General features: G+C 70.7%; 22 protein-coding genes. 12 read left to right on the top strand and 10 right to left on the bottom strand.

Features of this window, described 5'->3' with window-relative positions:
* Positions 1-64: 64 nt before the first annotated feature.
* Together QQM67_RS04980 and QQM67_RS04975 are read right to left on the bottom strand one after the other, a co-directional pair.
* Complete coding sequence (locus QQM67_RS04980; protein WP_314172358.1) at positions 65-1774, bottom strand: SpoIIE family protein phosphatase; 1710 nt, start codon at positions 1772-1774, stop codon at positions 65-67.
* 520 nt (positions 1775-2294) lie between these two features.
* Complete coding sequence (locus tag QQM67_RS04975; RefSeq protein ID WP_314172357.1) at positions 2295-3182, bottom strand: aminoglycoside phosphotransferase family protein; 888 nt, start codon at positions 3180-3182, stop codon at positions 2295-2297.
* Positions 3183-4053: 871 nt separating this feature from the next.
* Here QQM67_RS04975 and QQM67_RS04965 point away from each other — a divergent pair.
* Both QQM67_RS04965 and QQM67_RS04960 read left to right on the top strand, forming a co-directional pair.
* Complete coding sequence (locus QQM67_RS04965) at positions 4054-4317, top strand: hypothetical protein (protein ID WP_314172356.1); 264 nt, start codon at positions 4054-4056, stop codon at positions 4315-4317.
* 31 nt (positions 4318-4348) lie between these two features.
* Positions 4349-5002, top strand: a complete 654-nt coding sequence (locus tag QQM67_RS04960) for a Uma2 family endonuclease (RefSeq protein WP_314172355.1) — start codon at positions 4349-4351, stop codon at positions 5000-5002.
* Between the two features lie 107 nt (positions 5003-5109).
* Here the strand turns inward: QQM67_RS04960 and QQM67_RS04955 are convergent, their stop codons facing one another.
* On the bottom strand, positions 5110-6492 hold the full coding sequence (locus QQM67_RS04955) for a glycine--tRNA ligase (protein WP_314172354.1): 1383 nt from the start codon (positions 6490-6492) through the stop codon (positions 5110-5112).
* A 171-nt stretch (positions 6493-6663) separates the two neighbouring features.
* Between QQM67_RS04955 and QQM67_RS04950 the strand changes: the two genes are divergently transcribed.
* The 4 genes from QQM67_RS04950 (at position 6664) to QQM67_RS04935 (ending at position 10051) form a co-directional block, all read left to right on the top strand.
* Complete coding sequence (locus QQM67_RS04950; protein ID WP_314172353.1) at positions 6664-7644, top strand: metal ABC transporter substrate-binding protein; 981 nt, start codon at positions 6664-6666, stop codon at positions 7642-7644.
* Between the two features lie 60 nt (positions 7645-7704).
* Positions 7705-8496, top strand: coding sequence for a metal ABC transporter ATP-binding protein (locus QQM67_RS04945; protein ID WP_314172352.1), 792 nt, complete (start codon positions 7705-7707; stop codon positions 8494-8496).
* Positions 8493-9488: a metal ABC transporter permease gene (locus tag QQM67_RS04940; RefSeq protein WP_314172351.1), complete on the top strand. Its 996-nt coding sequence runs from the start codon at positions 8493-8495 to the stop codon at positions 9486-9488. The genes QQM67_RS04945 and QQM67_RS04940 overlap by 4 nt, the downstream gene beginning before the upstream one ends.
* 149 nt (positions 9489-9637) lie before the next feature.
* Positions 9638-10051, top strand: coding sequence for a Fur family transcriptional regulator (locus tag QQM67_RS04935; protein WP_314172350.1), 414 nt, complete (start codon positions 9638-9640; stop codon positions 10049-10051).
* A gap of 79 nt (positions 10052-10130) precedes the next feature.
* Here the strand turns inward: QQM67_RS04935 and QQM67_RS04930 are convergent, their stop codons facing one another.
* Together QQM67_RS04930 and recO are read right to left on the bottom strand one after the other, a co-directional pair.
* Positions 10131-10952: an isoprenyl transferase gene (locus QQM67_RS04930; protein ID WP_314172349.1), complete on the bottom strand. Its 822-nt coding sequence runs from the start codon at positions 10950-10952 to the stop codon at positions 10131-10133.
* A gap of 192 nt (positions 10953-11144) precedes the next feature.
* Positions 11145-11945, bottom strand: coding sequence for a DNA repair protein RecO (gene recO / locus QQM67_RS04925; protein ID WP_314172348.1), 801 nt, complete (start codon positions 11943-11945; stop codon positions 11145-11147).
* A 211-nt stretch (positions 11946-12156) separates the two neighbouring features.
* Between recO and QQM67_RS04920 the strand changes: the two genes are divergently transcribed.
* The 4 genes from QQM67_RS04920 (at position 12157) to QQM67_RS04905 (ending at position 19029) form a co-directional block, all read left to right on the top strand.
* Entirely contained in the window at positions 12157-13059 is a 903-nt protein-coding gene (locus QQM67_RS04920; RefSeq protein ID WP_314172347.1) for an NADP-dependent oxidoreductase, read from the top strand.
* A gap of 355 nt (positions 13060-13414) precedes the next feature.
* A complete protein-coding gene (locus QQM67_RS04915) occupies positions 13415-14596 on the top strand; it encodes a serine/threonine protein kinase (RefSeq protein WP_314172346.1) in 1182 nt (393 codons plus the stop codon).
* Between the two features lie 7 nt (positions 14597-14603).
* A complete protein-coding gene (locus tag QQM67_RS04910) occupies positions 14604-16820 on the top strand; it encodes a protein kinase domain-containing protein (RefSeq protein WP_314172345.1) in 2217 nt (738 codons plus the stop codon).
* A 109-nt stretch (positions 16821-16929) separates the two neighbouring features.
* Positions 16930-19029: a serine/threonine-protein kinase gene (locus QQM67_RS04905; protein ID WP_314172344.1), complete on the top strand. Its 2100-nt coding sequence runs from the start codon at positions 16930-16932 to the stop codon at positions 19027-19029.
* Positions 19030-19118: 89 nt separating this feature from the next.
* On the opposite strand, the gene QQM67_RS04900 is transcribed toward QQM67_RS04905, so the two are convergent.
* Positions 19119-19811 carry a TerB family tellurite resistance protein gene (locus QQM67_RS04900; RefSeq protein WP_314172343.1) on the bottom strand — a complete coding sequence of 231 codons (693 nt, stop codon included), beginning with the start codon at positions 19809-19811 and terminating at the stop codon, positions 19119-19121.
* Between the two features lie 259 nt (positions 19812-20070).
* A complete protein-coding gene (leuA, locus tag QQM67_RS04895; RefSeq protein WP_314172342.1) occupies positions 20071-21834 on the bottom strand; it encodes a 2-isopropylmalate synthase in 1764 nt (587 codons plus the stop codon).
* Between the two features lie 376 nt (positions 21835-22210).
* Here leuA and QQM67_RS04890 point away from each other — a divergent pair, with 376 nt between their 5' ends.
* Complete coding sequence (locus QQM67_RS04890) at positions 22211-23338, top strand: M4 family metallopeptidase (RefSeq protein WP_399065307.1); 1128 nt, start codon at positions 22211-22213, stop codon at positions 23336-23338.
* Positions 23339-23448: 110 nt separating this feature from the next.
* Positions 23449-23715 carry a protealysin inhibitor emfourin gene (locus QQM67_RS04885; protein WP_314172340.1) on the top strand — a complete coding sequence of 89 codons (267 nt, stop codon included), beginning with the start codon at positions 23449-23451 and terminating at the stop codon, positions 23713-23715.
* Between the two features lie 39 nt (positions 23716-23754).
* Here QQM67_RS04885 and era read toward each other — a convergent pair whose 3' ends face one another.
* The 3 genes from era to QQM67_RS04870 all read right to left on the bottom strand — a co-directional run bounded on the left by era (position 23755) and on the right by QQM67_RS04870 (position 25614).
* Positions 23755-24714 (bottom strand): GTPase Era, encoded by a 960-nt coding sequence (gene era, locus QQM67_RS04880; RefSeq protein ID WP_314172339.1) that lies wholly within the window; start codon positions 24712-24714, stop codon positions 23755-23757.
* A gap of 86 nt (positions 24715-24800) precedes the next feature.
* Entirely contained in the window at positions 24801-25160 is a 360-nt protein-coding gene (locus QQM67_RS04875) for a cytidine deaminase (RefSeq protein WP_314172338.1), read from the bottom strand.
* 88 nt (positions 25161-25248) lie between these two features.
* Positions 25249-25614 carry an MmcQ/YjbR family DNA-binding protein gene (locus QQM67_RS04870; protein ID WP_314172337.1) on the bottom strand — a complete coding sequence of 122 codons (366 nt, stop codon included), beginning with the start codon at positions 25612-25614 and terminating at the stop codon, positions 25249-25251.
* Positions 25615-25711 lie beyond the last annotated feature (97 nt).

Genomic DNA, 25711 nt, shown 5'->3' with positions numbered 1-25711 from the left:
GGAGTTCTCCTATCGGACGGAGACCGACAACCTGTCAGCCGCCCAAGTGGGCGCGCACGAGGGGTTATCCATGATCGACGTCTACTTCCCGGCTCGGGCGATGGCGGGCAAGGAGCAGCGTGGCGTCGTCGGTCGAGTTCAGCGGGCGCAGTGCATCGAGGGCTTCTGTGCACAACGCCTCCAAGGGCAGGCCGGAGCGATGAGCGAGAGCGGCGGCGAGACGCTCCATGCCGGCGTCGATGTCCTCGCCCGGGGTTTCGACCATGCCGTCCGTGTAGAGGGCGATCAGGGTGCCGTCCTCGACGCTCAGCTCCGTGGATTCGAAGGGCGGAAGGCCGACGCCTATCGGTACTCCTGGCGGCGTGTCCGGAAAGCTCACCTCGCCTTCCCGGCTGACAAGCAGGGGAGGCAAGTGTCCGGCTCGGGCGATCTGGAGGCTGTTTTCGGCCGGGCTGAAGACTGCGTACAGGCACGTTCCGCTCATCAACGCACCCTGCTCGTCGGCTTCGGGAACGGCGTCATCCCTGTCTCCTCGCCGGAGGCGGGTGACCGTACGGTCGAGCCGTGTCAAAAGCTCGTCGGGGGGCAGATCCAAGTCCGCAAGGGTCTCAATCGCCGTGCGAAGTCTGCCCATTGTCGCGGCTGCGCCGATTCCGTGTCCGACCACGTCGCCGACGACCAAGGCCACTCGGCCGTGTGACAGTGGGATGGCGTCGTACCAATCTCCCCCCACCCCGTGCTCCATGTCCGCCGGCCGGTAGCTGTAACTCACTTCGACGGCACTGCCACCATGCAAGCTGTCCGGGAGCAGGTGGCGTTGCAGCGCGAGTGCGGCGGCATGCTCGCGGGAGTACCGGTTGGCACTGTCCAGGCTCAGGGCGGCCAGGCCGACCAAGTCTTCGGCGACGCACAGGTCACCTTCATCGAAGGCAGCCGGGTTCTCCGTCCGGACGAAGACTGCGATGCCGAGCGTGGTGCCACGGGCCGTGATCGGCACCATCATCACGGTGTGCATGTGCGTTCTCTCGATGACGCGGCCACGCTCGGGATCCAGCAGGCGCCAGGTGGCGGTGTCGAGGACCGGTTCCAAGTGGGAGACACCGGAATCGAGTACAGCGGTGAAGGGTGACTGCGGAGGGACGAATACCGGTGCCCCCCGCGTCCACAACGACTCCGGAAGATGCTGATGTATGGACGCGAGGCCCGCGCGACGGAACACGGCGACGCGCCCCGCGTCCGTCCCGACGCGGGTCAGGGGCTCGGAACCGAGCGGGACCGACTCGGCCAGGTCAACCGTGACGTAGTCGGCCAGGCGCGGTACCGCGTAGTCGGCCAACTCCTGGGCGGTGACCATGACATCCAGGGTGGTGCCTATACGGGTGCTGGCCCCGCTCAACATGGCACGACGGCTGTCGTCGGCGAGGGGGAAGGTGGCGACGGCCAGCCATCTGGCTGCATTCCGTTGTCCCGACAACCGCAAGAACTGCACGTTCACATGCAGAGGGTGGCCGTCGCGGTGACGCACGCTCATCGCTTCGCGTTCGTCTCCCCGAACGCGACAAGGTTGCGTGGCGCCCCGTTCTGCCGAGTCAACGTGCCGAGACATCAGGAGATCCGCAGCGGGCCGCCCCAGCACTTCTTCTGAGGTGTACCCGAGCAGCTGCTGTGCGCTGTCCGTCCAACCCCTGACGATGCCGTCTGCATCGATGATTGCCGCGGCTGTGCTCTGCGCCTGCGGTGCACCTTCGGCGTCCGCTTCAAGAATGTCGTTCATGGCTGTCCCTTGAGCACTTGGAGGGGCCACAGACGTCACCTTCGCCGGGCTCCTGCATGCAGCTCAGCGGCGTTGGGAGCAGAGCGAAGCAAGAGCCCGTCATTCACCTCTGGCGCGTCGGTTCTCAGCCTTCAATGGGGAACACGATCGATCTCTGCGGGATTGCCTCGACCGCTTTCCCCGAAAGGGCGTAGAGGCGGCGTCGCTGGGACCGCATCCGGCTCCATCGGGCGGCGCTGTTGCATCGCCTGCGCACGGCGGTTTCGCAGCCGCGTCGGAAGTCGTCGGGGGTTGTACGCGGCGCCGAAGCAGTGCATGCCGACCGCCTCAGCGGCGCCGACATCGGTCATGTCACCTTCTTCTGCCGTGTGCAGCTGTGGCGCTGTCTCCAGATTGCACGGCCGGTGAGCTCCCCGCATCCCGGGGCGACCACCAGCGGTCACCGCGGGCCGGTCGTGCGCACCGTGCGGTCCACGCCCAGAGGCCGGCGGGGCGGGCGGGCCAGCCCCGCGACAGGTGACTACGCCGTGAGGCGGTCCGCTTCGGCCAGCAGCAGATCGCCGAAGGGCTGAAAGCCGATACTGCAGGCGTAGACGCCGCTGACGACCCGGTGGACAGTTCCCCATTCCCAGATGGCAGTGGCATCGACGCCCGTGCGAGAAGCCAGTTGCTCGGTCCGCGCCCAGAGGTCGTCGCCGAGGTCCGGGTTGCAACGCACGATGGTGCCGAGATCGCACGCCGGTTCGGCGCGCAGCCCGGCTGGATCAATGAGCTTGTAGCTGCCGTCACTTGCCTGCAGGGCGTTCATCTCGTGGATGTCACCGTGGACCAGAACCGCGGACCGATCGTCGTGGGCGAGGCGACGGCGATTCATGCAATTCAGCGCGTCCGCCACAGTGGCCGGCGAACACGGTCGCCCCGCCTGCTCCCATAGTTCTGGCAGCCGGTCGGCGTACTGCTCAGCCAACTTCGCACCGGTTGGAAGGTCAGTGCCGGGACCGATCGGACGCCACAGGCGAACCGCCACTTCGCACAGCAAGTCGTGGCGGCTTGCAGGGTCGGCGACGATGTCGTGCATCGGAGCCCCGAGGCGCTCCAGCAGAAGGGCTTGCCGACCCACGTCCTCGCCCAACAGCTCCGCGCATCCCCCTCCGTTCGCCAGGCGCAACACCATGGCCTCCTGCCCGACGTCCCGACCTGGCACACCGATCTTGAGGACCGCGGGAGTTCCGTCAACGAGCGTCACCTCGACGACCAGGGCGGCGTGACCGCCCGCGAAACTGGATCCGATCGTCAGAGACCACTCCTGGGCCAGCGAGTCGACCACGCCTGGCAGTTCGTCCAGCCAGGATTCGTTCCCGTCGGCCATGACCGTCTTGCGCACCTGGTCGGGAATGTCGAGGCTCACACCGCCAACCTAGTGCCGCGACCGCATCGGTTCGCCGGTTTGGTTCAGGCTGCCGTCTTGAGGGGGCGCCCGCCCCGGCGAATTCCGCTCTCGCTGCGGATGCGGTCCCATTTCTTGCGTTCGGCGGCCAGGACGTCGCGGTGGCGGGCGTGCCGAGCAGCTCGACGCCCGCGTCGGAGGTCGCTCGGCGGTGGTGGCGTAACCCATCATGACGGTGCCAACGACTCGGCGGGAGGGCCTGAGTTGACCTCGACGGGAACGAATCCCAGCACCCACACGGTCGAGGTGGGCCCGCACACCGTGACCAAACGCTTCCGCGAGGGAGACCACGGAGGGTGCGAACGGGAGTGGCGGGCCCTGCGGTTGCTCGCCGCACCCGCGCCCGGCCTCGCGCCCGCTCCAGTGAGCGCGGAAACGGGCGGCGTCGAACCCGTCATCAGGATGTCGCGGCTGCCGGGTCTACCGCTGCGCGGCCGGGCACAGGACGAGGGGGCCGTCGACGCCCTTGCGGAGGCGGTGAGAGCACTCCACTCGGCTCTCCCGCCCGCCGTCCTCGCCGGGCTCCCCCAAAGGCCGGGGCTCGACCAGGAGTTGATCAGGCACATCCGCTCGTGGACCCGTCGCACCCGGGTTCCGGCCGGGAGCGAAGTGGCCGTCGCCATGGCCCTCGGCCTGCGGTGGCTCGCCCGCTCGGGCATGGATGAGCGCGCGGACCGGCCGTACGTCCCTGAGGTCTTCGGCGCCGGAGACGGCAACCTCGCCAACTACCTGTGGGACGCGTCCCGCGTACGAATCGTCGACTTCGAGGACTCGGGTACGGAGCGACCGCGCCTTCGAACTGGCGGAGATCACCGAGCATGTGGGCTCCTGGGTGGACGGCCCCTTGGACGTCGACGCGTTCCTCGACCGGTTCGTACTCACAGCGGTGGAGGCCGCCCGGCTGCGGGACTGCCGCCGTCTTCTCGCCCTGGTGTGGCTGTTCCTGCTCTCCTTCGACGAGGAACGGGACCATCCCCGGAACCCTCCGGGCACGACGACGCGGCAGGCACGGCGCCTGACGGCTCTCCTCACGGCGCCCGATCCCCGGCAGGGCTCAGCGAGGGCGACTGTCAGTGCCGCCGAATACGATGGGTGACCACTGGATCACCCAGAAGGAAAGGCGCATCATGACGGTAATGCTTGAGCGACCGACGTCACCGACGCCCATAGAGACCCCTGACGGCCCGCCCGGATTCGAGGCGCTGTGCCGGACTCTGCTGAGCATGGACGTGCCCGACGGCTACCGGGCGGAGATCATCAGGGGGAACATCGTCGTGTCACCGTGGTCGCGGGCCTACTACTACGTGGTCATGGAGTCGATCAGGGAGCAACTGAGGCAACGGCTGCCCACGGGCGATACCTGCGGCGACGCCCCGTTCCTCTTCACCTTCCCCGGCCAGGAGAGGGCGTACGGCCCTGATCTCTACGTGGCCGCGCAGGGCGCGTTCAACTCCACGAGGCGGTACGTCGACGGTGAGGCGCTCACCCTCGTCGCGGAGCTCACCTCGCCCTCGACGCGCGATGACGACCGGGGCGACAAGGTGACCGTCTACGGCCTTGCCGGTGTCCCCGTATATCTGCTGCTGGACATGGAGGAGGAGTCGGCCACCGTCTACTGGGCGCCGTCCGAGAAGGGTTACACCTCGCACACCACGGTGCCGTTCGGGAAGGCGCTGCACCTTCCGGCGCCCTTCGACTGCGAGTTGGACACCGCCGGGTTCGGCGCCCCGGACGAGGACGGCGCGCCTCAGCACGAGGGCGCAGAGCCCGAGCAGGACTGACACACGACGAGCCGAAACCACCCGTACCAGCCAAGAGCGCGAAAAGGGGGCCGCCTCCGCTCCGCGGCGGAAGCAGCCCCCTCCAACTGAGGCTCGGCGGCGGCGAGTCAGCAGCCCAGCAGGCGGCCCGCCAGGTAGCTCTCCATCTGGTCCAGCGAGACGCGGTCCTGCTTCATCGTGTCGCGCTCGCGCACCGTGACGGCGTTGTCGTCGAGGGTGTCGAAGTCGACGGTGACGCAGAAGGGGGTGCCGATCTCGTCCTGGCGGCGGTAGCGGCGGCCGATGGCACCCGCGTCGTCGAACTCGATGTTCCAGTGCTTGCGCAGCGTCTCGGCCAGGCCGCGGGCCTTCGGGGACAGCTTCTCGTTCCGCGACAGCGGAAGCACCGCCACCTTGACCGGCGCGAGCCGCGGGTCGAGCCGCATGACGTTGCGCTTCTCCAGCTTGCCCTTGGCGTTGGGCGCCTCGTCCTCGATGTAGGCGTCGAGCATGAACGCGAGCATCGCGCGGTTCACACCGGCCGCCGGCTCGATGACGTACGGGACCCAGCGCTCCCCGGCCTCCTGGTCGAAGTAGGAGAGGTCCTGCCCGGAGGCCTTGGAGTGGGCGGTGAGGTCGAAGTCCGTGCGGTTGGCGACGCCTTCGAGCTCGGAGAACTCGCTGCCGCCGAAGTGGAAGCGGTACTCGATGTCGGCGGTGCGCTTGGAGTAGTGGGAGAGCTTCTCCTGCGGGTGCTCGTACCAGCGCATGTTCTCTTCGCTCAGGCCGAGGTCCGTGTACCAGTCCCAGCGCTGCTGCATCCAGTACTCGTGCCACTTCTCGTCCTCGCCCGGCTTGACGAAGAACTCCATCTCCATCTGCTCGAACTCGCGGGTGCGGAAGATGAAGTTGCCCGGCGTGATCTCGTTGCGGAAGGACTTGCCCGTCTGCGCGATGCCGAAGGGCGGCTTCTTGCGCGAAGTCTGCTGCACCGCCGCGAAGTTGGTGAAGATGCCCTGTGCGGTCTCGGGCCGCAGATAGGCGATGGAGCCGGCGTCCTGCGTCGGGCCGAGGTGCGTGGAGAGCAGGCCGGAGAACTGCTTGGGCTCGGTGAAGCCGCCCTTGTTGCCGCAGTGCGGGCAGTTGACGTCGGCGAGGCCCTGCGCCGGGAGCCGTCCGTGCTTCGCCTCGTAAGCCTCTTCGAGGTGGTCCGCACGGAAGCGCTTGTGGCAGGAGGTGCACTCGGTCAGGGGGTCGGTGAAGGTGGCGACGTGGCCCGACGCCTCCCACACCTGCGGTGCCAGGATGACGGACGAGTCGATGCCGACGATGTCGTCGCGAGAGGTGACCATGGCACGCCACCACTGACGCTTGATGTTCTCCTTCAGCTCCACACCGAGCGGCCCGTAGTCCCAGGCGGCACGCTGACCGCCGTAGATCTCACTGCACGGGTACACGAAGCCACGGCGCTTGCTCAGGCTGACGATGGTGTCGATCTTGTCGGCGGCCACAGTGCTCTCTTCATCAACGGCGGACGGAATACTTCAGGTTACCGAGCCATGAGGGGGGCGGATCAAATCGGTACGGCCATCGGTACGGCGACCGGTCCACGGCCATACGTGACCTCCTCCACAGCCCTATCCATTTGACAATCGTTTCCAAGTAGTCTGAAAATGACTGTCATGAACGCTTCCGGACGGCTCATACGTTCCCTCGCCGCCACCACCGCTCTCGGGGTCGGTGCGCTCACCCTCACCGCGTGCACGGGCGACTCGGGCGACGCGAAGAAGGCGGACGGGAAGGTGGACGTCATCGCGTCCTTCTATCCTCTCCAGTTCCTCGCGCGGCAGATAGGCGGTGAGCACGTGGAGACGGAATCCCTCACCAAGCCCGGCACCGAGCCGCACGATCTGGAGCTCAGCCCCCAGCAGACCGGGCGGCTGTCCGAGGCCGATCTCGTCGTCTACCTCAAGGGCCTCCAGCCCGCCGTGGACGAGGGCGTCGAGCAGGCCGGCCCGGAGCACGTCGCGGACGCGTCGACGTTCGCGCGGATGGAGAAGCACAGCGTGGACGTGCACGGAGACGAGCACGGCGGCGGCCACGGAGACGAGCACGGCGGCGAGCACGCGGACGACCACGGGGGCGAGCAGGGCGGCGATCCGCATCTGTGGCTCGACCCCGTACGCTTCGCGCAGATCGCCGAGGGCGTGGGCAAGAAGCTCGCCGAAGCCGATCCGGCACACAAGAAGGACTACGAGAAGAACACCCGGTCCCTCACCCAGCGCCTGCACTCTCTCGACGAGGAGTTCAAGAAGGGCCTGGCACGCAAGAAGACCCGCACCTTCATCACCACGCATGCGGCGTTCGGCTATCTCGCCGAGCGGTACGGGCTGGACCAGGCCGCCGTCTCCGGCGTCGACCCGGAGTCCGAGCCGAGCGGCGCCCGCATGAGGCAGCTGCACAAGATCGCCAAGACCCGCCACGTCGACACCGTGTTCTTCGAGTCGAGCGCCAGCGACAAGACGGCCAGGACCCTCGCGACAGATCTGAACCTCAAGACGGGGGTACTCAGCCCCCTGGAGAGCGTGAAGAAGAACGAGGACTACTTCTCGGTCATGCACCAGAACCTGATCTCCCTGCGGACGGCTCTCGGCGCCGACTGAGCCGCGGCCCGTCCGCAGACTTCCGATCCCCGATCCCCGATCCCGAGGAAGGGCCTTTCCATGGCCGCAGCTCAGCCCGTGATGTCCCTCCGGGCCGCCACCGCCTCCCTGGGGGCGCGCACCGTGCTGCGCGGCATCGACCTGACCGTGGACCGCGGCGAGGTCGTCGCCGTGCTCGGCTCCAACGGGTCGGGGAAGTCGACGGCGATCCGTGCCGTCATCGGCCAGGTGCCGCTCTCCGGGGGCGAACTGGAGCTGTTCGGCACTCCCTTCGCCCGCTTCCGCGACTGGCGGCGCATCGGCTACGTGCCGCAGCGCACCACCGCCGCGGCGGGCGTGCCCGCCACCGTGCGGGAGGTCGTCTCCTCGGGCCGCCTCGCGCATACGAAGCTGCGCCCTCTCCGCCGCGGTGACAAGGCCGCCGTTGCCCGCGCGCTCGACGTCGTCGGGCTCACGCACCGCGCCAAGGACTCCGTCAACGCGCTCTCCGGCGGCCAGCACCAGCGCGTACTGATCGCACGGGCGCTGGCCGCCGAGCCCGATCTGCTGATCATGGACGAGCCGCTCGCGGGCGTGGACCTGGCGGCACAGGACGTACTGGCCGACGCGCTGCGCGAGCAGGTCGCACGCGGCGCGTCCGTGCTCCTCGTCCTGCACGAACTGGGCCCCCTCGCCTCGCTGATCGACCATGCCGTGCTGCTGCGGGACGGCCTGGTCGAGCGCGTGGCCGACCCCGGTCGCCTCCACGACCTGGCCTGCCATCCGCACGACAGCCCCTTCGCGGAGAGAGAGGCCGCGGCCATCCAGTCCGGACTCTCCGTGAGCGAAGCCGACCCCGGGACGCACGTATGACCGAGCTGCTCCAGTACCCGTTCATGCAGCGCGCCCTGCTCGCCGCGCTGCTGGTCGGCATCGCGGCGCCGGCCGTGGGCATCTACCTCGTACAGCGCCGGCAGGCGATCATGGGCGACGGCATCGGGCACGTGGCGCTCACGGGCGTCGCGCTCGGCTTTCTGCTCGGCACCAACCCGGTGTGGATGGCGGTCGCCGTCGCCTCGCTGGGCGCCGTCGCGATGGAGCTGATCCGCTGGTACGGCAAGGCGCGCGGGGACCTGGCCCTCGCGATGCTCTTCTACGGCGGCATGGCCGGCGGCGTCATGATCATCAACTTGGCGCCGAACGGCTCCAACGCGAACCTCACTACGTATCTCTTCGGGTCGATCACGACGGTCTCCGACTCCGATGTGATCGCGATCGTCTGCCTGTCGGCGTTCGTACTGGCCGGGTCGCTGGGTCTGCGGCGGCAGCTGTTCGCCGTCTGCCAGGACGAGGAGTTCGCGCGCGTCACCGGGCTGCCGGTGCGGCTGCTGAATCTGCTGCTCGCCGTGACCGCGGCGGTGACGGTCACCGTCGCGATGCGGGTCGTCGGCCTGCTGCTGGTCAGCGCGCTGATGGTGATCCCGGTGGCCGCGGCGCAGCAGGTCGCCCGCGGCTTCGCGGGGACCCTCGGGCTGTCGGTGCTCTTCGGGGTGGCCGTGACCCTGTCCGGGACCAGCACCTCCTACTACGCGGACGTGCCGCCCGGCGCCAGCATCGTCGTCCTGGCGATCGCGCTGTTCGCCCTGGTGATGGGACTGGCGGCACCGCTCGCGAGGCGCAGGACGCCGCACGGCGCCACGGACGGCGACCCGGGCGGCGGCAACGTGGGCGGCGGGGACCCGGGCGGCGGTGCGAACGGTCCGGGCGCCGCGGTCGGTGCCGGCGACCCGAGCGCTGTTCCCGCCGGAGCGGACGGTGGCCCGGCCTCCACGCGGAACGGCACGAGTGCCGAAGGCACGGCGTAGGGCGTATCTCTGCGGAGGGCCGCGCAGGACCGCCGTGGACGGCGTCGGCGCCGTACTGCCGGGCTTCCGGGCGCGGGCCCTGGGGCCTCCGGTGCCTGGCACAATGACGGCAGGTCCAGTGAGCGAGCGAGACGAATGAAGGAGACGGCGTGACCACCGCAGGTCCCCCAGTCCGCGGCCGGTCGACGCGGCAGCGTGCCGCGGTCTCGGCCGCGCTGGCCGAGGTCGAGGAGTTCCGCAGCGCGCAGGAGCTCCACGACATGCTCAAGCATCGCGGGGACTCGGTCGGACTGACCACGGTCTACCGCACCTTGCAGTCCCTCGCCGACGCCGGCGAGGTCGACGTGCTCCGTACCGACGAGGGCGAGTCCGTCTACCGCCGCTGCAACAGCGACGACCACCATCACCACCTGGTGTGCCGCCACTGCGGCAAGGCCGTCGAGGTCGAGGGCCCGGCCGTGGAGAAGTGGGCCGACGCCATCGCCGAGGAGCACGGATTCGTGGACGTCGGCCACACCGTCGAGATCTTCGGTACGTGCGGGGAGTGCGCCGCCGAGAGGTGACGTGCCCCGCGGCCCCGTCCGGGGCCGCCCGAGCCCCCGTCCGGGGCCGCCCGTAGTACGCCGCCCGGAGCGCGCGGTCTCAGCGCTTGCGCTTCTTCCCGTCGCCGTCGAGCGCGCCCCCGAACCTGCGGTCGCGCTTGGCGTATTCGAGGCAGGCCCGCCACAGGTCGCGGCGGTCGAAGTCCGGCCACAGCACGTCCTGGTAGACCATCTCGGCGTAAGCGCTCTGCCAGATCAGGTAGTTGGACGTGCGCTGCTCGCCGGAGGGCCGCAGGAACAGGTCCACGTCGGGCATGTCCGGGTAGTAGAGGTACCTGGCGAGGGTCTTCTCGTTCACCTTCGCGGGGTCGAGCTTGCCGGCCCGTACGTCCTCGGCGAGAGCCTTGGCCGCGTCCGCGATCTCCGCTCGTCCGCCGTAGTTGACGCAGAAGTAGAGCGTCATGGCGTCGTTGTCCACGGTCTGCTCCTGCGCGACCTGCAATTCGCGCACCACGGACTTCCACAGCTTCGGCATCCGGCCAACCCACCGGATGCGGATGCCCAGTTCGTCCATCTCGTCGCGGCGGCGGCGGATGACGTCGCGGTTGAAGTTCATCAGGAAGCGCACCTCTTCGGGCGAGCGCTTCCAGTTCTCGGTGGAGAAGGCGTACAGCGAGAGGTTCTTCACGCCGATCTCCAGGCAGCCCTTGAGGACGTCGAGCACCACGCCCTCACCGACCTTGTGCCCCTCGGTGCGCGGCAGCCCTCGCCGCTTCGCCCACCGGCCGTTGCCGTCCATGACGCACGCCACATGGTTGGGGACGAGCTCCGGGGGGATCTCGGGCGGGCGCTCGCCGGAAGGATGCGGCTCGGGCGTGACGTACTCGCGACGCTGACCTTGCAGCATTGCGCGGCGTGCCATGGTCGTTCAGCTCCAGGGATGGACGTGTCCGGTCGGGGTTCGGGTTCGGGTCGGGGTCGGGGCAGATGCGGTACGGGGTCGGGTCGGTTCCGGGGTCGGCCGCCGTCGCGGGTGCGGGGAAGCGCGGGGCCACGGCGAGCGTAGCCGACGCCCGTGCGTTGCCGCCGGTCAGGCCGCCGGCCAGGGCTGCCGTCAGGACCGTCCGGGCTCCGGCTGTGTCTGCTGCCGCGGGGCCGCGGGGCCCGTCGTGCGGTCGACGTAACGCAGCGAGCGCAGCCCCCGTTCCATGTGCCAGTGCAGATAGGCCGATACGAGCCCCGTGCCCTCCCTGGCATGCCTCGCCTCGCTCGCGTCGGCGGTGTCCCAGTCCCCGGTGAGCAGTGCGCCGAGCAGCCGCAGCGTCTCCGGCGACGGTACGACGCTGCCGGGAACGCGGCAGTCGCCGCACACCACGCCGCCGGAGGCGACGGAGAAGAAGCGATTGGGGCCGTGCAGGCCGCACTTGGCGCAGTCGTCGAAGCTCGGCGCGTAGCCGCCCATGGCCAGCGAGCGCAGCAGGAAGGCGTCCAGCACGAGCCCCGGCGCGTGGTCGCCGTCCGCCAGCGTGCGCAGCCCGCCCACCAGCAGCAGATACTGCTGCACGTTGGGCTCGCCCTCGTGGTCGGTGAAGCGCTCGGCGGTCTCCAGCATCGCCGTACCGGCGGTGTAGCGCGCGTAGTCGGCGACGATGCCCTGCCCGTACGGGGCGATGGTCTCGGTCTGGGTGCACAACGGCAGCCCGCGGCCGACCAGTTCACCACCGCGTGCGAAGAACTGCACGTCGACGTGGCTGAACGGCTCCAGCCGCGCCCCGAACTTCGACTTCGTACGCCGCACGCCGCGCGCCACCGCCCGTACCCGGCCGTGACCGCGCGTGAGCAGGGTGATGATCCGGTCCGCTTCGCCCAGCTTCTGGGTGCGCAGCACGACGCCGTCGTCGCGGAACAGACTCATGGCGTCATTGTCGCCTACGGCCGTCCGGGGCGGGGACGGTGTGCACCGCCGGTCCCGGAGGCGCTCGCCGCCGCGGCCAGGACAGGGGCTCTCATGTGAGTACGAGGGGCCGTCGTCATAATCTTCAGCGGTGGGTCAGGTGACACAGTCGCGAACGTGAACATCACTTACCGGTACGGGTGCGACGCCTGAGTCGCGAGCGGAGCGAATGATGAAAGCAGTGCGTTTCAGCCAGTTCGGGGGCCCGGAGGTCCTTGAGATCGTGGATCTGCCCGATCCACATCCGGGTCCCGGCCAGGTCCGGATCGCGGTGCACGCCGCCGGCGTCAACCCGGGCGACTGGAAGAAACGCAAGGGCCTGATGGATGACGAACTCCCGCAGACCCTGGGCCACGAGGCGGCGGGCGTCGTCGACGAGCTCGGGGAAGGCGTTACGGACGTAGCCGTCGGCGATCGTGCGTTCGGCTTCTCCGCCGAGGAGGGGGCCCAGGCCGAGCTGGCGGTGCTGTCCTACTACACGCCGATCCCGCCGTCGCTCGACTTCGCCGGCGCTGCCGCGCTGCCGGCCGCCATCGAGACGGCCACGCGTGCGCTGGACCAGCTCGGCGTCGAGAGCGGCAGCACGCTGCTCGTCAACGGCGCTTCCGGGAGCGTCGGCAGCGCCGCGGTTCAGCTCGCCGTGGTGCGCAATGCGCGCGTGATCGGAATCGCCGGTCCGGCGAACCACGAGTACCTGCGCTCGCTGGGGGCCGAACCCGTCGCCTACGGCGTGAGGCTCCTGGAGCGGGTTCGCGCGCTCGCTCCCGGCGGAGTCGACCTGGCGCTCGACGTCGCCGGGAGTGGGGTGCTTCTCGAGCTCATCGAACTCGCCGGCGGCACCCAGCGCGTCATCACGGTCGCCGATTTCGCCGGAGCCCAGGAGCATGGGGTGAGGTTCAGCCGCGGGGACACAGGCCGCGCCGTCCACGCTCTCGGCGAGATCGGTGAGCTGGTCGAGTCCGGACGCTTCTCGCTCCCGGTCGCTCAGACCTTCCCACTCGCCGGTGTCGCCGACGCGCACCGGGCGAGCGAGCAGGGCCAAGTGCGCGGGAAGCTCGTACTGCTGATCCGCTGAGATGGCGCCCGCGAGGTCGATGGGCGCACGAAGTCCCGCTCCACATCGGCCAGTTCATCGCGACGTACCACCCGACCGTGATCCACCAGCCGAGATCATTTGAAGACACAGCCCAGCGGTGGAAGCAGTCGCTGTGGTTCCGGCGCACAAGGCAGGCGCGAACCGCTCTCACACTGTGGGTGCCCCGCCCCGGCACGGCCACCATCGGCGTCGAACGGCCTGTCCTCCCCGGGGGGCGTGGAAGGGCCGCCGCTTTCGGTCCGCGCCCGCCGCACCGGAATCTGGCTCAACGAGCGGGACTTCTGCGGGTCGCAGCCTGTATGGTCCCGAGGATTTGCGTTCCACGGGGGGATCGATGGGTTCCGAAGCCGCTTACCAGAGTGTTCCGTCATGTATCGGGCCGTATACGGTCATTGCACGCCTCGACGCCGACGTACCCGGCGTCCCGCTGCCCGAGCAGCGGTTCATAGCCCGCAGTCAGGACGGTGCCCGCACCGTCCTGGTGTGCGTTCCGCTTCCGGGAGCCGACCCCGGGCGGTTCCTCGCGGAGGCCGAGGGGTCGCGCTATCTGCTCGGCCAGTGGGTGTCACCGGCGACGGAGGTGTCGGCACCGGGCGAACTCCCGTGGCACGCCCGTCCGTTCCTGCCCGCACTGCCGCTCCCCACCGCCCTCGCCCTGTACGGCGGGCCCCTGCCGGAGCACACCGTCCGCGCGATCGGCGCATGCCTCGCGGAGACCCTCGCGATCGCGCACGGGCAGGGGTCGTCCCATGCGGGCATCTCCCCCGGCGCCGTACTGCTCGCCCATGACGGGCCCCGTCTCGGCTGTTTCGGCGCGGTACGGGCCGCGGCGCCGGACGGCGAGCCCCGTTCCGGGCTGCCGGGCCTGGAGTCGGGCAGCCTGCCGCCCGAGCAGGCCTCGGGGGGCCGTCCGCAGCCGCTGGGCGACATCTACGCGCTCGGCGCGACCCTCGCCTACGCCGCCACCGGGCACACCGTGCCGGAGCGGCAGGAGCTGCCCGCGTCGGTGCGCGGCATCGTCACGGGCTGCCTGGCGCGTGACCCCGCGGCGCGTCCGCGTGCGGGCGAGCTGATACGGGCGTTCACCGAACCCGCCGGGCCGTCTGCCGCCTCCCGTACGGCGCCCGTCGCCGAGGTGGACTCGACGCCCGGGAACGGCGCGGGCGTCACGCCGGCGCCCGGCTGGCTTCCGGCGCGGCTGACCGCGGCCGTCGCCCGTCAGTCCGCCGAGGTGCTGGCCGCGGAGATCGCGGCCACGCAGACCGCCCCTCCGGTGCCGACGAGCACGCCGCCTCAGGTCGTCCACGACGTACCGGCGTATCCCGGCCAGGCGCCCGGCCGGCCACCCGGCGCGGAGACCGGCGGCCCTCAACTCCCGGGCGCCGCCGAGGGGTCCGCGTCCGGCGGGTCCGCGTCCGCGCCACCGGTCCCGCCTGTGCCCCCCGCTCCCCCGCCGTCCCCGTCCCCCAATTCCGTTCACCCCTCCCACTCCCCGGTCCCGCACCTCCCGAAGTGACGACCTGATGCTCTCTCCTCTCACCCACGACGACCCGGCCGGCTTCGGCTCGTACCAGCTCCTCGCCCGGCTCGGCAGCGGCGGCATGGGGACGGTCTATCTGGCACGGTCCACCGGCGGGCGCACCGTCGCGCTGAAGACGATGCACGCCCGCATCGCCGCGGACACCGAATTCCGCACCCGGTTCCGGCTGGAGACCGACGCCGCGCGCGTCATCGGCGGGCAGCACGGCGCCGAGGTCGTCGACGCCGACCCGGGCGCGGAGACCCCGTGGCTCGCCACCGAGTACGTGCTCGGCCCGCCGCTCGACGACGCCGTGGAGCTGTCGGGGCCGCTCCCGGAGACCACCGTCCGGGCCCTGGGGGCCGCGCTGTGCGGAGCCCTCGGGCAGCTGCACCGCTCGGACGTGGTGCACCGGGACCTCAAGCCGTCCAACATCATGCTCACCTCGTACGGGCCGAAGCTCATCGACTTCGGCATCGCCCGCGCCATCGGCGACGCCCGCCTCACCCGTACGGGTAACGCGGCCGGCACCCCCGCGTTCATGTCGCCCGAGCAGGCCTCAGGGCAGGAACACGCCCCGGCGGGCGATGTGTTCGCGCTCGCAGGCGTGCTCGTCTTCGCGGCCACGGGACAGGCGGCGTTCGGCTGGGGGCAGCCCGCGGACCTGCTCTACCGCGTGCAGTACACCGAGCCGGACCTGTCGGACGTACCGGCCGGGCTCGCTCCGATCCTGGCGCAGGCGCTCGACAAGGACCCCGCGCGGCGGCCCACGACCGGCGAGCTGGCCGCCCGGCTCCACGACGGCAGCGGGGACTTCGCCGACCACCTCACGGTGCCGCTGCTGACGGCGATCGGCGAACGGGCCGCCGGCGTCTGGCAGTTCACCCCCGAACGCCTCCCGGCCCCGGTGGGCGCAGCGCCGCCGGAACCCGTGACGGCGCCGCAGGCGGACGGCCCCTCCCGGCGCAAGTTGCTGATGATGGGCGGCAGTTCGGCAGTGGCCGCCGCGGCAGGTGTGGGCGCGTGGGTGTGGTTCGGCACGGACGAGACGCCCTACAAGAAGCCCGGGGCGGGCCCAAGCGTCAGCGCGCGGCCGGTGAACAAGGGTGACTCCGAGTGGCAGATCCAGGTCGACGGAGTCGCGGACGACCTGACCGCCCCGGCGGCTCCGCTCGCCGTCGGGGACCTGGTCGCGGTGCTGGGCGGGAAGGGCCTCAACGGTATCCGTGCCGAGAACGGCACGGTCGAGTGGCGGTCGGACTGGGAGGAGAACATGTGGGAGGTCGCCACCGACGGCACGAAGCTCTACCGGATCGGGGAGCCGGCGGAGGCCGACCGGAACAGCGGCAAGCCCGGCGGCTTCCCGCTCCTCCTCGCCACCATCGATCTCAGCAGTGGCGAGCCGAAGGTGTTCGGCCAGATCACGGACGTCAACGGGCCCATCTACATGAACCAGTTGCTGTGTGCGGCCGGCGGGATGCTCTATCTGGCGGGAGGAGCGGGCGAGTACGGGGAGGGAACCAAGTTCAACGACGGCCAGTCCTGGAAGCTGCTCGCCGCCGACGCCGGGACCGGCAAGAAGCGGTGGTCCACGCCCATCGACGGCCGCGCCGAGGGCAGGCAGCGGCTGCTGTTCCTCTCCGGCACGGCCGTCGGCGACCGTCTCGTGCTGCTGCGCGAGCAGGACGACGGCAAGGTGCGCATCGTCGCCCACGACGCCGGGTCCGGGGACCCGGTCTGGGACGAACCGCTCGACGTCGCCAGGAAGGACCTGGACCGCGATCCGCTGACCGCCGACGGCGACCACCTGTACGTCGGCGGCAGCCGGCTGCGCGCGCTGCGGCTGAGCGACGGGCGGGAGGCGTGGTCCGCGCGGCCCCGCGGTTCGGGCGGCCGTTTCGGGCTGCCGTCCGTCAAGAGCGGGGTGGTGTACGCGGTGGAGAAGGGCCGCGGACTGGTCGCTCTCGACGCCGCCGACGGCAAGCGGAAGTGGACCGAGAAGGGCGGCGACGGCGCGAAGGCCGCCACCGGCGACAGACCCGTCGTCGGCTCCCGCTACGTGTACAGCGCGAGCCGCGGCGTGCTGCGGGCGATCGACATGTCGTCGCACACGACGGCCGCCGAGTACGAGACGCGGGGAACCCGCTTCATCGCCCACCGGCGAGCCAAGATGATCATTGCCCAGGACGGAAGCTTCGTCCAGGGCTACCCCCTCAAGTGAACGCCGTGACAGCCGAGTTCCGCACCGTCCGTGCGCACCGGACGCCCTCCGCGGGCCCGGTGCCCTACCGCGTCACCCTCCGTGCCCCCGAGCAGACAGCAAGGCGACCATGAGACCCCTCAGTACCGGAGATCCGCTCCGCCTCGGCCCGTACCGCCTGCTCGGCGTCCTCGGGGAGGGCGGCATGGGCAAGGTCTACGTCGGACAGGACGCCGCCGGAACCGTCTCGGCGGTGAAGGTCCTGCACCCCGAACTCGCCCACGAGCAGAACCTCGCGCAGCGCTTCGTCCGCGAGGCGCAGGCAGCGCAGGCCGTGACGAGCCGCGGTGTCGCGCGGGTCCTCGGGGCGCAGACGGAGGGCGGACGGCCGTGGATCGCCACCGAGTTCCTGGCCGGGCCGACGCTCGACCAGGCCGTCGAGGCGCACGGCCCGTTCGAGGGCGCGGCGCTCCGCGCCCTGTCGGCGTCGCTCGCGGCCACCCTCGCGGACGTACACGCCACGGGCCTGATCCACCGCGACCTCAAGCCGCAGAACATCGTCCTCACCTCCGGCGGGCCGCGCGTCATCGACTTCGGCATCGCCCGCCCCGAGCACGGCCTCACCCTCACCACCACCGGCCAGATCCCGGTCACGCCCGGATACGGCGCGCCCGAGCAGGTGCTGGGCAAGCGGGTGGCGGCACCAGCCGACGTGTTCTCGCTGGGGGCCGTCCTCGTGTACGCGGCGAGCGGCGAGCGGGCGTTCAACGCCGGGCACGTGGCGGCATTGCAGTACGAGGTGGTGCACGGCGAGCCCCAACTGGACGGCATACCCGAGGCGTTGCGCGCCCTCATCGCGCCGTGCCTCGCCAAGGACCCGGCGGCCCGGCCGACTCCGGCGCAGATCGCGACCGCCTTCGCCCCGCCGCGCGGCGCCGAACGCGTGTGGAGGCGAGGGGCGCTCGCCGCCGACATCAAGGAGCGCGAGCACAAGGTCAGGGAGCTGACCACCGTCACCTCCGGCGTGGGGGCGGCGCGTCCGATGGCGCGGCGGCGGCTGCTGATCGGGCTGACGGCGGGCGGCGCCGTCCTCGCCGGGAGCGGCGGCGCCGGCGCGTGGTGGCTGACCTCCAAGAGGGCGGAGGAGAACCTCTTCGCCTTCCCGCGAGCCGTCGACACCCCGAAGGCCCGCGTCCTGTCCGCGGACAACGGCGACTACGTCACCGGCGAGTCGCCGCCCGAGGCGCTGTGGAAGCGCGAGGGGGTGCTGCATCTGGAGAGCCCGGCGGTCCTGCCCGTACGGGACGTCGTGGTCTTCGGCAGCGTGGACGACGGTCTCGTGGCCCACAACGTCGTGGACGGCAAGCAGCGCTGGAAGGCCCCGGAAGTGCGGTCGGAGGCCCGCTATCTGTCGCTCTCCGACCGGCTGATCGCCGCCGCCGACGAAGAGGGCACTCTGCGCACGTACGTCGCGTCCACGGGCGAGCCGAAGTGGACGGTGCGCGCGAAGGCCGAGTCTCTGCTGGCCGCCGACGCCGAGGCGGTGTATCTGGCCACGGAGGACGGCGAGTTGCGCAGCGTGCGCCGCTCCGATGCGAAGGTCCGCTGGACGAGGCGCGTTCCGCGGGGATTCGGCAAGGTGCTCGCGCCGGGCATCGCGGGCCGCGGCCGTCTCATCGTGTCCACCGAGGACGGCGACGTACTGGCCGTCGACACGAACGACGGCGGCAAGGCGTGGGAGGTACGCGAGCAGTCGGACGGCCTGATCCGTCCCGCTCTGCACCACAACACCGTCTACCTGGGCGGCGACTCGCTGACCGCCCGTGCCGTCACCGACGGATCGGAGCTGTGGACGAAGACGTCGAGGGACATCACCTCCGGAAAGCTCGAGAAGTGGGGCCCGCCGATCGCCTCCGGGGACAGCGTGTACGCCACTCACGGCTTGTCGCCGCGCCGCCTGAAGACGAGCGACGGCAGCAAGGTCTGGGAGGGGAACGGGCCGACCATGATCGGCAGTCCGCTGGCCGTCCAGGCCGACTCGCTGTGGTCGGTCGGCGACGAGGCGGCGAACGAGGTGTCCGCCGCCAAGGTGGAGGACGGCGGCGCGCTCTGGGACTACCCGCTGCCCTGGGCCGCCCCGGAGGACGAGGTGAACAACTGGCTCGTGGGCGACGGCAATCGCGTGTTCGTCATGAACGACACCACCCTGCACGCGCTGCCGGTCGCCTGAGTCCCGGTACGGCCCCTCCAGAGTGCCGAGCGCCAGGCCCGGTCGTGGCCTTCGCTCAGGAGGGCGTACGGGTCAAGAGGGCGTACGGGTCAGGAGGGCGTACGGGCCTGCGCCAGGAGCCGGTCGACGTCGTCCTCGTCGATCCGCAGCGACCTGCCCACCGCTGCGAGCGCCTCGCGCTCGGCCGCGCAGTACGGGCCGTCCACGAGCGCGATGCGCGCACCGTGCAGCAGCAGCGACTCGCGCCCTGCCGCGGCCAGATGGGGCGCGAGCGGTGCCAGCGCCTCGTGCAGCTCGATCTCCGCGGAGACGCTGTCCGCCGCCGAGTCGCGCTCGGCGGAGAGCGCGGCCAGCAGCGTCAGCAACTGGTCCTCGGTGCAGCCGGTGTAGCCGGCGCTGTGCACGGTGCGGACGGCGGCCTCACGGGCGGCGCGGCTTTCGCTGCCGCCGGCGGTGAGGACGGTGAGCGCGATGGCGTGAACGGCGTCGCGCAGCAGCAGCGACAGGCGCTGGGTGGTGGGGTGGTCGAGGGCTTCCGTGCCGAAGTGCCCGTGGCACGCGGCGCATTCGAGGACGGGGGCCACCTCGCCCCGGGAGATCAGCGGCACTCCCAGCAGCACGAAGCGGCGCCTGCCCCTGCGACGGCGGTAGCTGCGGTCGCCGCCGCAGCCGGGACAGAAGAAGTCCCCGTCGTCCACGGTGTGCCAGCTGGTGCGAACACCTGCCAGGCGCCCGCCGGGACGCTGTCCTCGCTGGTCACGGGAGTGTCTCGCGCCACCCACGCCGTACCTCCGTCACGATTCGGCCACGCTGCCGGTGAGCGTGATGTTAACCACGGCGGAAGTGCGCCGTCAGCACCTCGTTCCGGACGATTCCCGTTGACGGTTCCCGGGACGCCGGGGCGCCGGGGACACAGCCGGGACGGGAAACGCCCGCGGGCCTCACCCGGACGTGGGTGAGGCCCGCGGAACCGCGAGATGACGCCGTCGCCGTGCGGCCCGGAGACGGCCGGCAGCTCCTGTACGCCCTGCGCGAACTCCCTCAGCGCGCGGCGCGGTTGACCGCCGAGACCACCGCCTTGATCGACGCTCGGACGATGTTGGCGTCGATGCCGACGCCCCACAGCACCTTCCCGTCGATCGCGCACTCGATGTACGCGGCGGCCTGCGCGGCTGCGCCCTCGCTCATGGTGTGCTCGACGTAGTCCAGCAGCCGCACGTCGACGTCGACGGCCTGGAGGGCGTCGAAGAACGCGGCCAGCGGCCCGTTGCCGCTGCCCGCCAGCACCGTGTCCTCGCCGTCGACCGTGGCCTCGACGGTGACCGCGTCCTGCCCGTCGACCGTGGTCGTGGTCTGCCCCGTGCGCAGCGCGATGCGCCCCCAGGCGTCCTCGGGAGTGGGCAGGTACTCGTGCTGGAAGATCTCCCAGATGTCGGCGGGAGTGACCTCGCCGCCCTCGCTGTCCGTCCGCTCCTGGATGATCTTGGAGAACTCGACCTGCATCCGGCGCGGCAGGTCCAGGCTGTGCCCGTCCTTCAGCACGTAGGCGATTCCGCCCTTGCCGGACTGGGAGTTGACGCGGATGACGGCCTCGTACGAACGCCCCACGTCCTTGGGGTCGATGGGCAGGTACGGCACCGCCCACTCCAGCTCGTCGACGCTCTTGCCCGCACGCTCGGCGCGCACCTCCATCGCCTCGAAGCCCTTCTTGATGGCGTCCTGGTGGGAGCCGGAGAAGGAGGTGTAGACGAGGTCGCCGACGTAGGGGTGCCGGGCGTGCACGTCCATCTGGTTGCAGTACTCGGCGGTGCGCTTGACCTCGTCGATCTGCGAGAAGTCGATCTGCGGGTCGACGCCCTGGCTGAAGAGGTTCATGCCCAGGGTGACCAGGTCGACGTTGCCCGTGCGCTCGCCCTGCCCGAACAGGCAGCCCTCGATGCGGTCCGCGCCCGCCATGATGGCCAGTTCGGCGGCGGCGACGGCGGTGCCGCGGTCGTTGTGCGGGTGCACGGACAGACATACGTGCTCGCGCCGCGAGAGGTTGCGGGACATCCACTCGAACCGGTCGGCGTGCGTGGAGGGCGTCGAACGCTCCACCGTGGCGGGCAGGTTGAGGATGATCTCGCGGCCGGGGCCGGGCTGCCACACGTCCATGACGCTCTCGCAGACCTCCAGGGCGAAGTCCAGCTCGGTGTCGGTGAAGATCTCCGGGCTGTACTGGTATCCGAAGGTCGTGCGCTCGTCGAGCAGCTTCTCGGCGTACTCCGTCACCAGCCGGGTGCCGTCGACGGCGATCTGCCGCACCTGGTCGCGGGTGCCGCGGAAGACGACCTCGCGGAAGACGGGGGCGGTGGCGTTGTAGAGGTGGACGGTCGCGTGGCGGGCGCCCTTCAGCGACTCCACGGTGCGCTCGATCAACTCCTCGCGGGCCTGGGTGAGGACGGAGATCGTCACGTCGTCCGGGATCGCGTCCTCTTCGATGATGGAGCGCACGAAGTCGAAGTCGGTCTGGCCCGAGGCGGGGAAGCCGACCTCGATCTCCTTGTAGCCCATCGACACCAGCAGGTCGAACATCGTGCGCTTGCGCGCGGGCGACATGGGATCGATCAGCGCCTGGTTGCCGTCGCGCAGGTCGGTGGAGAGCCAGCGGGGCGCCTTGGTGATGCGGTTGCCGGGCCAGGTGCGGTCGGGGATGTCGACGGCCTCGTACGGGCCGTACTTGTGGATCGGCATTCCGGACGGCTTCTGCCGTACCGTCGCGGCCGTGATGGGCGTGGGTGCGCCGAAGGAAGCTGAGGAAGTCATGATGCGTGGGCTCCTGATCGCGGAGAGGGCTCCGCGCGAGTGGGCTTCGAGGGCCGACGGTGGCAGCACCGGTCTCCGCGGGGAGGGGGTCGGCCGTACGACTACAGACCCTCGCCGCGGCAGCTAAGAAGCAGCAGCCCGTAACGCATGATTCGCGAGTCTAACGGAGAAGGCCCGGATACCCGAGCCCGTATCACCATGCGGGACTGTGCATTCGTTCACGCCTCGCGACGAGCTGACGGCGACAGCGAGTCACGGGCCCCGAGTCACGGAACGTACACGCGAGTTGGGCGCCTCTGCGCATTTTCACGCCCTTTTCGAAGCCGTTCGTGCAGCAGGGAGTGACATGAGGATGACTCTGTGCCACGTTCCTTGTATGAGCGAACACTCAGCGCACACGCCGCACCCACACTCCGTGAACTCCGTGACCCCCGCCTTCTGCGCCATCGTCCCGCCGCATCTCCTCGACCATCTCTCGCGTTCCACCGATCCCGCGCTCTACGAGCGGGCCCGCCGCACCCTGGAGCACGACGCGCTCCAGCGCACGCGCCGCCGCATCACCACCGTCCGCATGCCGGCCGGTACGCGCGCGGAACCGGCCGCGGACGAGCCCGCGGAGAAGAAGCCGCAGCGCACGATCAGCGACGCCGGGCACACCGAGCAACTGCCGGGCGAGACAGTGCGATCCGAGGGCGAGGAGCCCGTCGAGGACGCCAGCGTCAACCGCGCGTACGCCGGCCTCGGCGCCACGTTCGAGCTCTATCTCGCCGTCTACTCGCGCTATTCGATCGACGGCGCGGGCATGCCGCTCGACGCGACCGTCCACTACGGACGCGACTACGGCAACGCCTTCTGGGACGGCGAGCGCATGGTCTTCGGTGACGGCGACGGCGAGGTCTTCCGCGACTTCACCCTGCCCGTCGACGTCATCGGCCACGAGTTGACGCACGGCGTCACCCAGCACACCGCGAATCTCGCCTACTTCGGGCAGTCCGGAGCCCTCAACGAGTCCGTCTCCGACGTCTTCGGCTCCCTCATCAAGCAGTACGGCCTCGGCCAGACCGCGGACGCGGCCGACTGGCTGATCGGCGACGGCATCTTCACCGACCAGGTCGAGGGCACGGCGCTGCGCTCGATGAAGGCCCCCGGCACGGCGTACGACGACGACGTGCTCGGCAAGGACCCGCAGCCGGCGACCATGGAGGACTACGTGCACACCGGCTCCGACAACGGCGGCGTGCACATCAACTCCGGCATCCCCAACCACGCCTTCTACCGCCTCGCGACGGAGCTCGGCGGCCACGCGTGGGAGCGCGCGGGGCAGATCTGGTACGACACCCTCACCTCCGGCAGCCTCTCGCCGGACGCGGACTTCGCGGCCTTCGCGGGGGCCACGGCCCGTGCGGCGACGACCCGTTACGGGGAGGGCAGCGCGGAGCGGGAGGCGGTGCAGAAGGCGTGGTCGCTCGTCGGCGTCACGCCTGACGAGTCGGACGACGCGTAGCCGGACGCACGACCGCAGGGACAACCGCACGCATGACCGCGGGCACAGCCGGACGCACGACCGGACGCATGACCGGCCCGTGGCCGCCGGAGCCGAGCGAGGATGGAGACATGCGTATCACCGTCACCCGCACCGGAGGCTTCGGCGGCCTCACCCGCCGGGCCACACTCCGCACGGACGGCAGGCCCGACGCCGACCGTCTCGACGCCCTCGCGCGCAGCGCGCTCGCCGAGGGGGGCACCGAGCGGCCCCTCGGGGTGCCGGACGGCTTCCACTACGAGATCGAGACGGACGACGGCACCTCGTACTGCGCCGACCCCCGCCTCACCGAGGCCCAGTCGGCGCTCGTCCGCACGGTGCTCCGGGAAGGCGGCTGAACGGCGCGCTCCCGGGCGGCTGTTGGGATCTGGCAGCGGCTAGAAGCCCAGCCTGCGCAGCTGCTTGGGGTCGCGCTGCCAGTCCTTGGCGACCTTCACATGGAGATCCAGGTAGACGGGCGTTCCCAGCAGCGCCTCGATGTGCCGCCGCGAGGTCGTGCCGACGTCCTTGAGCCGCTTGCCCTTCGGGCCGATGACGATGCCCTTCTGACTCGGGCGCTCGATGAAGATGTTGGCGTGGATGTCGAGCAGCGGCCGGTCGGCCGGGCGGTCCTCGCGCGGCAGCATCTCCTCGACCACGACCGCGATGGAGTGCGGCAGTTCGTCCCGCACGCCCTCCAGGGCCGCCTCGCGGATGAGTTCGGCGACCATGACCTGCTCCGGCTCGTCCGTCAGATCGCCGTCCGGGTAGAGCGGCGGGCCCTCGGGGAGCATCGGGGCGAGCAGGTCGGCCAGCAGGGACACCTGCCGGTCCTCCACTGCCGAGACCGGCACGACCTCGGCCCACTCCATGCCGCACTCCTTGCCGAGCCGGTCGACGGCGAGCAACTGCTCGGCGAGCGCCCTGGAGTCGGCGAGATCCGACTTGGTGACCACGGCCACCTTCGGCGTGCGCTTAAGCCCGGCCAGCTCGGCCGCGATGAAGCGGTCGCCGGGGCCGATCCTCTGGTCCGCGGGCAGGCAGAAGCCGATGACGTCGACCTCCGCCCACGTCGTACGGACGACGTCGTTGAGCCGCTCCCCCAGCAGCGTGCGCGGCTTGTGCAGGCCGGGGGTGTCGACGAGGACGAGCTGCGCCTCGGGGCGGTGCACGATGCCGCGGACCGTGTGCCGCGTCGTCTGCGGACGGTTGGAGGTGATCGCCACCTTCGTGCCCACCAGCGCGTTGGTGAGGGTCGACTTGCCCGCGTTGGGACGGCCGACGAAGCACGCGAACCCGGAACGGTGCGGCGCCTCGGCGGAATCGGCGGTGGGGGAAGGTGCATCCATGGCGACCATTGTCCCCGATCGGGTGAGTGTCCCTGACCGGCCGGACGGGCCGGTCCCAGCGGCGGGGACGGGACAGGAGCAGGAGCAGGAGCGGGTCAGCGGGCGGAGACCGTCGCCCGCAGATTCCCGTCCGGTCCCGCGAGCAAGACCGTGACCGCCTGCCCTGACAGATCCTGCACGGCCGAGAGATCCGCCGCCGGGATCAGCTCCGCCTCCGTGACGACCGCCGCGGCCTCCAGCGACTGCGCCCCGGAGGCGACGGCCATCGCCACGGCCGTCCGCAGGGCGCTGAGCTTCAGAGAGGCCAGCTCCACCGACCCGGCCACATACGTGCGGCCCGTCTCGTCCCGTACGGCCGCGCCCTCCGGGACGCCGTTGCGGGCGCGGGTGCTGCGGGCCAGCGTGAGGAGCTTGCGGTCCTCGGGGTCCAGTGCCTGATCACTCTGGTCGCTCATGTGCCCGAGCATATGACGCGGCTCGCGGGGCGCCGCCGGGGGTCACCGAGGGGATGCCGGGCCGCCGCCGGACGCCGCAGAAGGGCGTTCAGGGGCGGTCGAGCAGCAGCCGCTCGCGGCGGGGCAGCCCGGCGACCACGAGGTCGTACGAGTCCTCGATGAGGTCGCGCACCATCCGCTCCGGAAGGGAGCCGTCGTCGGTCACGACGGTGTTCCAGTGGCGCTTGTTGAGGTGGTAGCCGGGCGTGATCGCCGCATGGGCCTGCCGCAGCTGCACGGCCAGTTCCGGCTCGCACTTCAGGCTGATCCGCAGCGGGCGCTCGTCGAGAGGGCAGAAGGCGAAGATCTTCCCGCCGACCTTGAAGACCGACAGCCCCGGGTTACGCGGGAAGGGGCGCTCCTCGGAGGTGCCGTTCAGCGCGAGGCAGTGCCCGCGCAGCTCGTCGGGGGTCATGCGTCCAAGGATCGCATCCGGCGTGGACGGGCGCCGTGCCTCCGGGCCCGGCGGCCGACGCCGCGCCCGCCTCGTCCCGTACGGCCGCACCCTCCGG

The sequence above is a fragment of the Streptomyces winkii genome, assembly GCF_032248595.1.
Lineage (GTDB): Bacteria > Actinomycetota > Actinomycetes > Streptomycetales > Streptomycetaceae > Streptomyces > Streptomyces winkii.
Note: the sequence above shows the minus strand (reverse complement) of the source record. Positions and strands in the feature narration are given on the sequence as shown.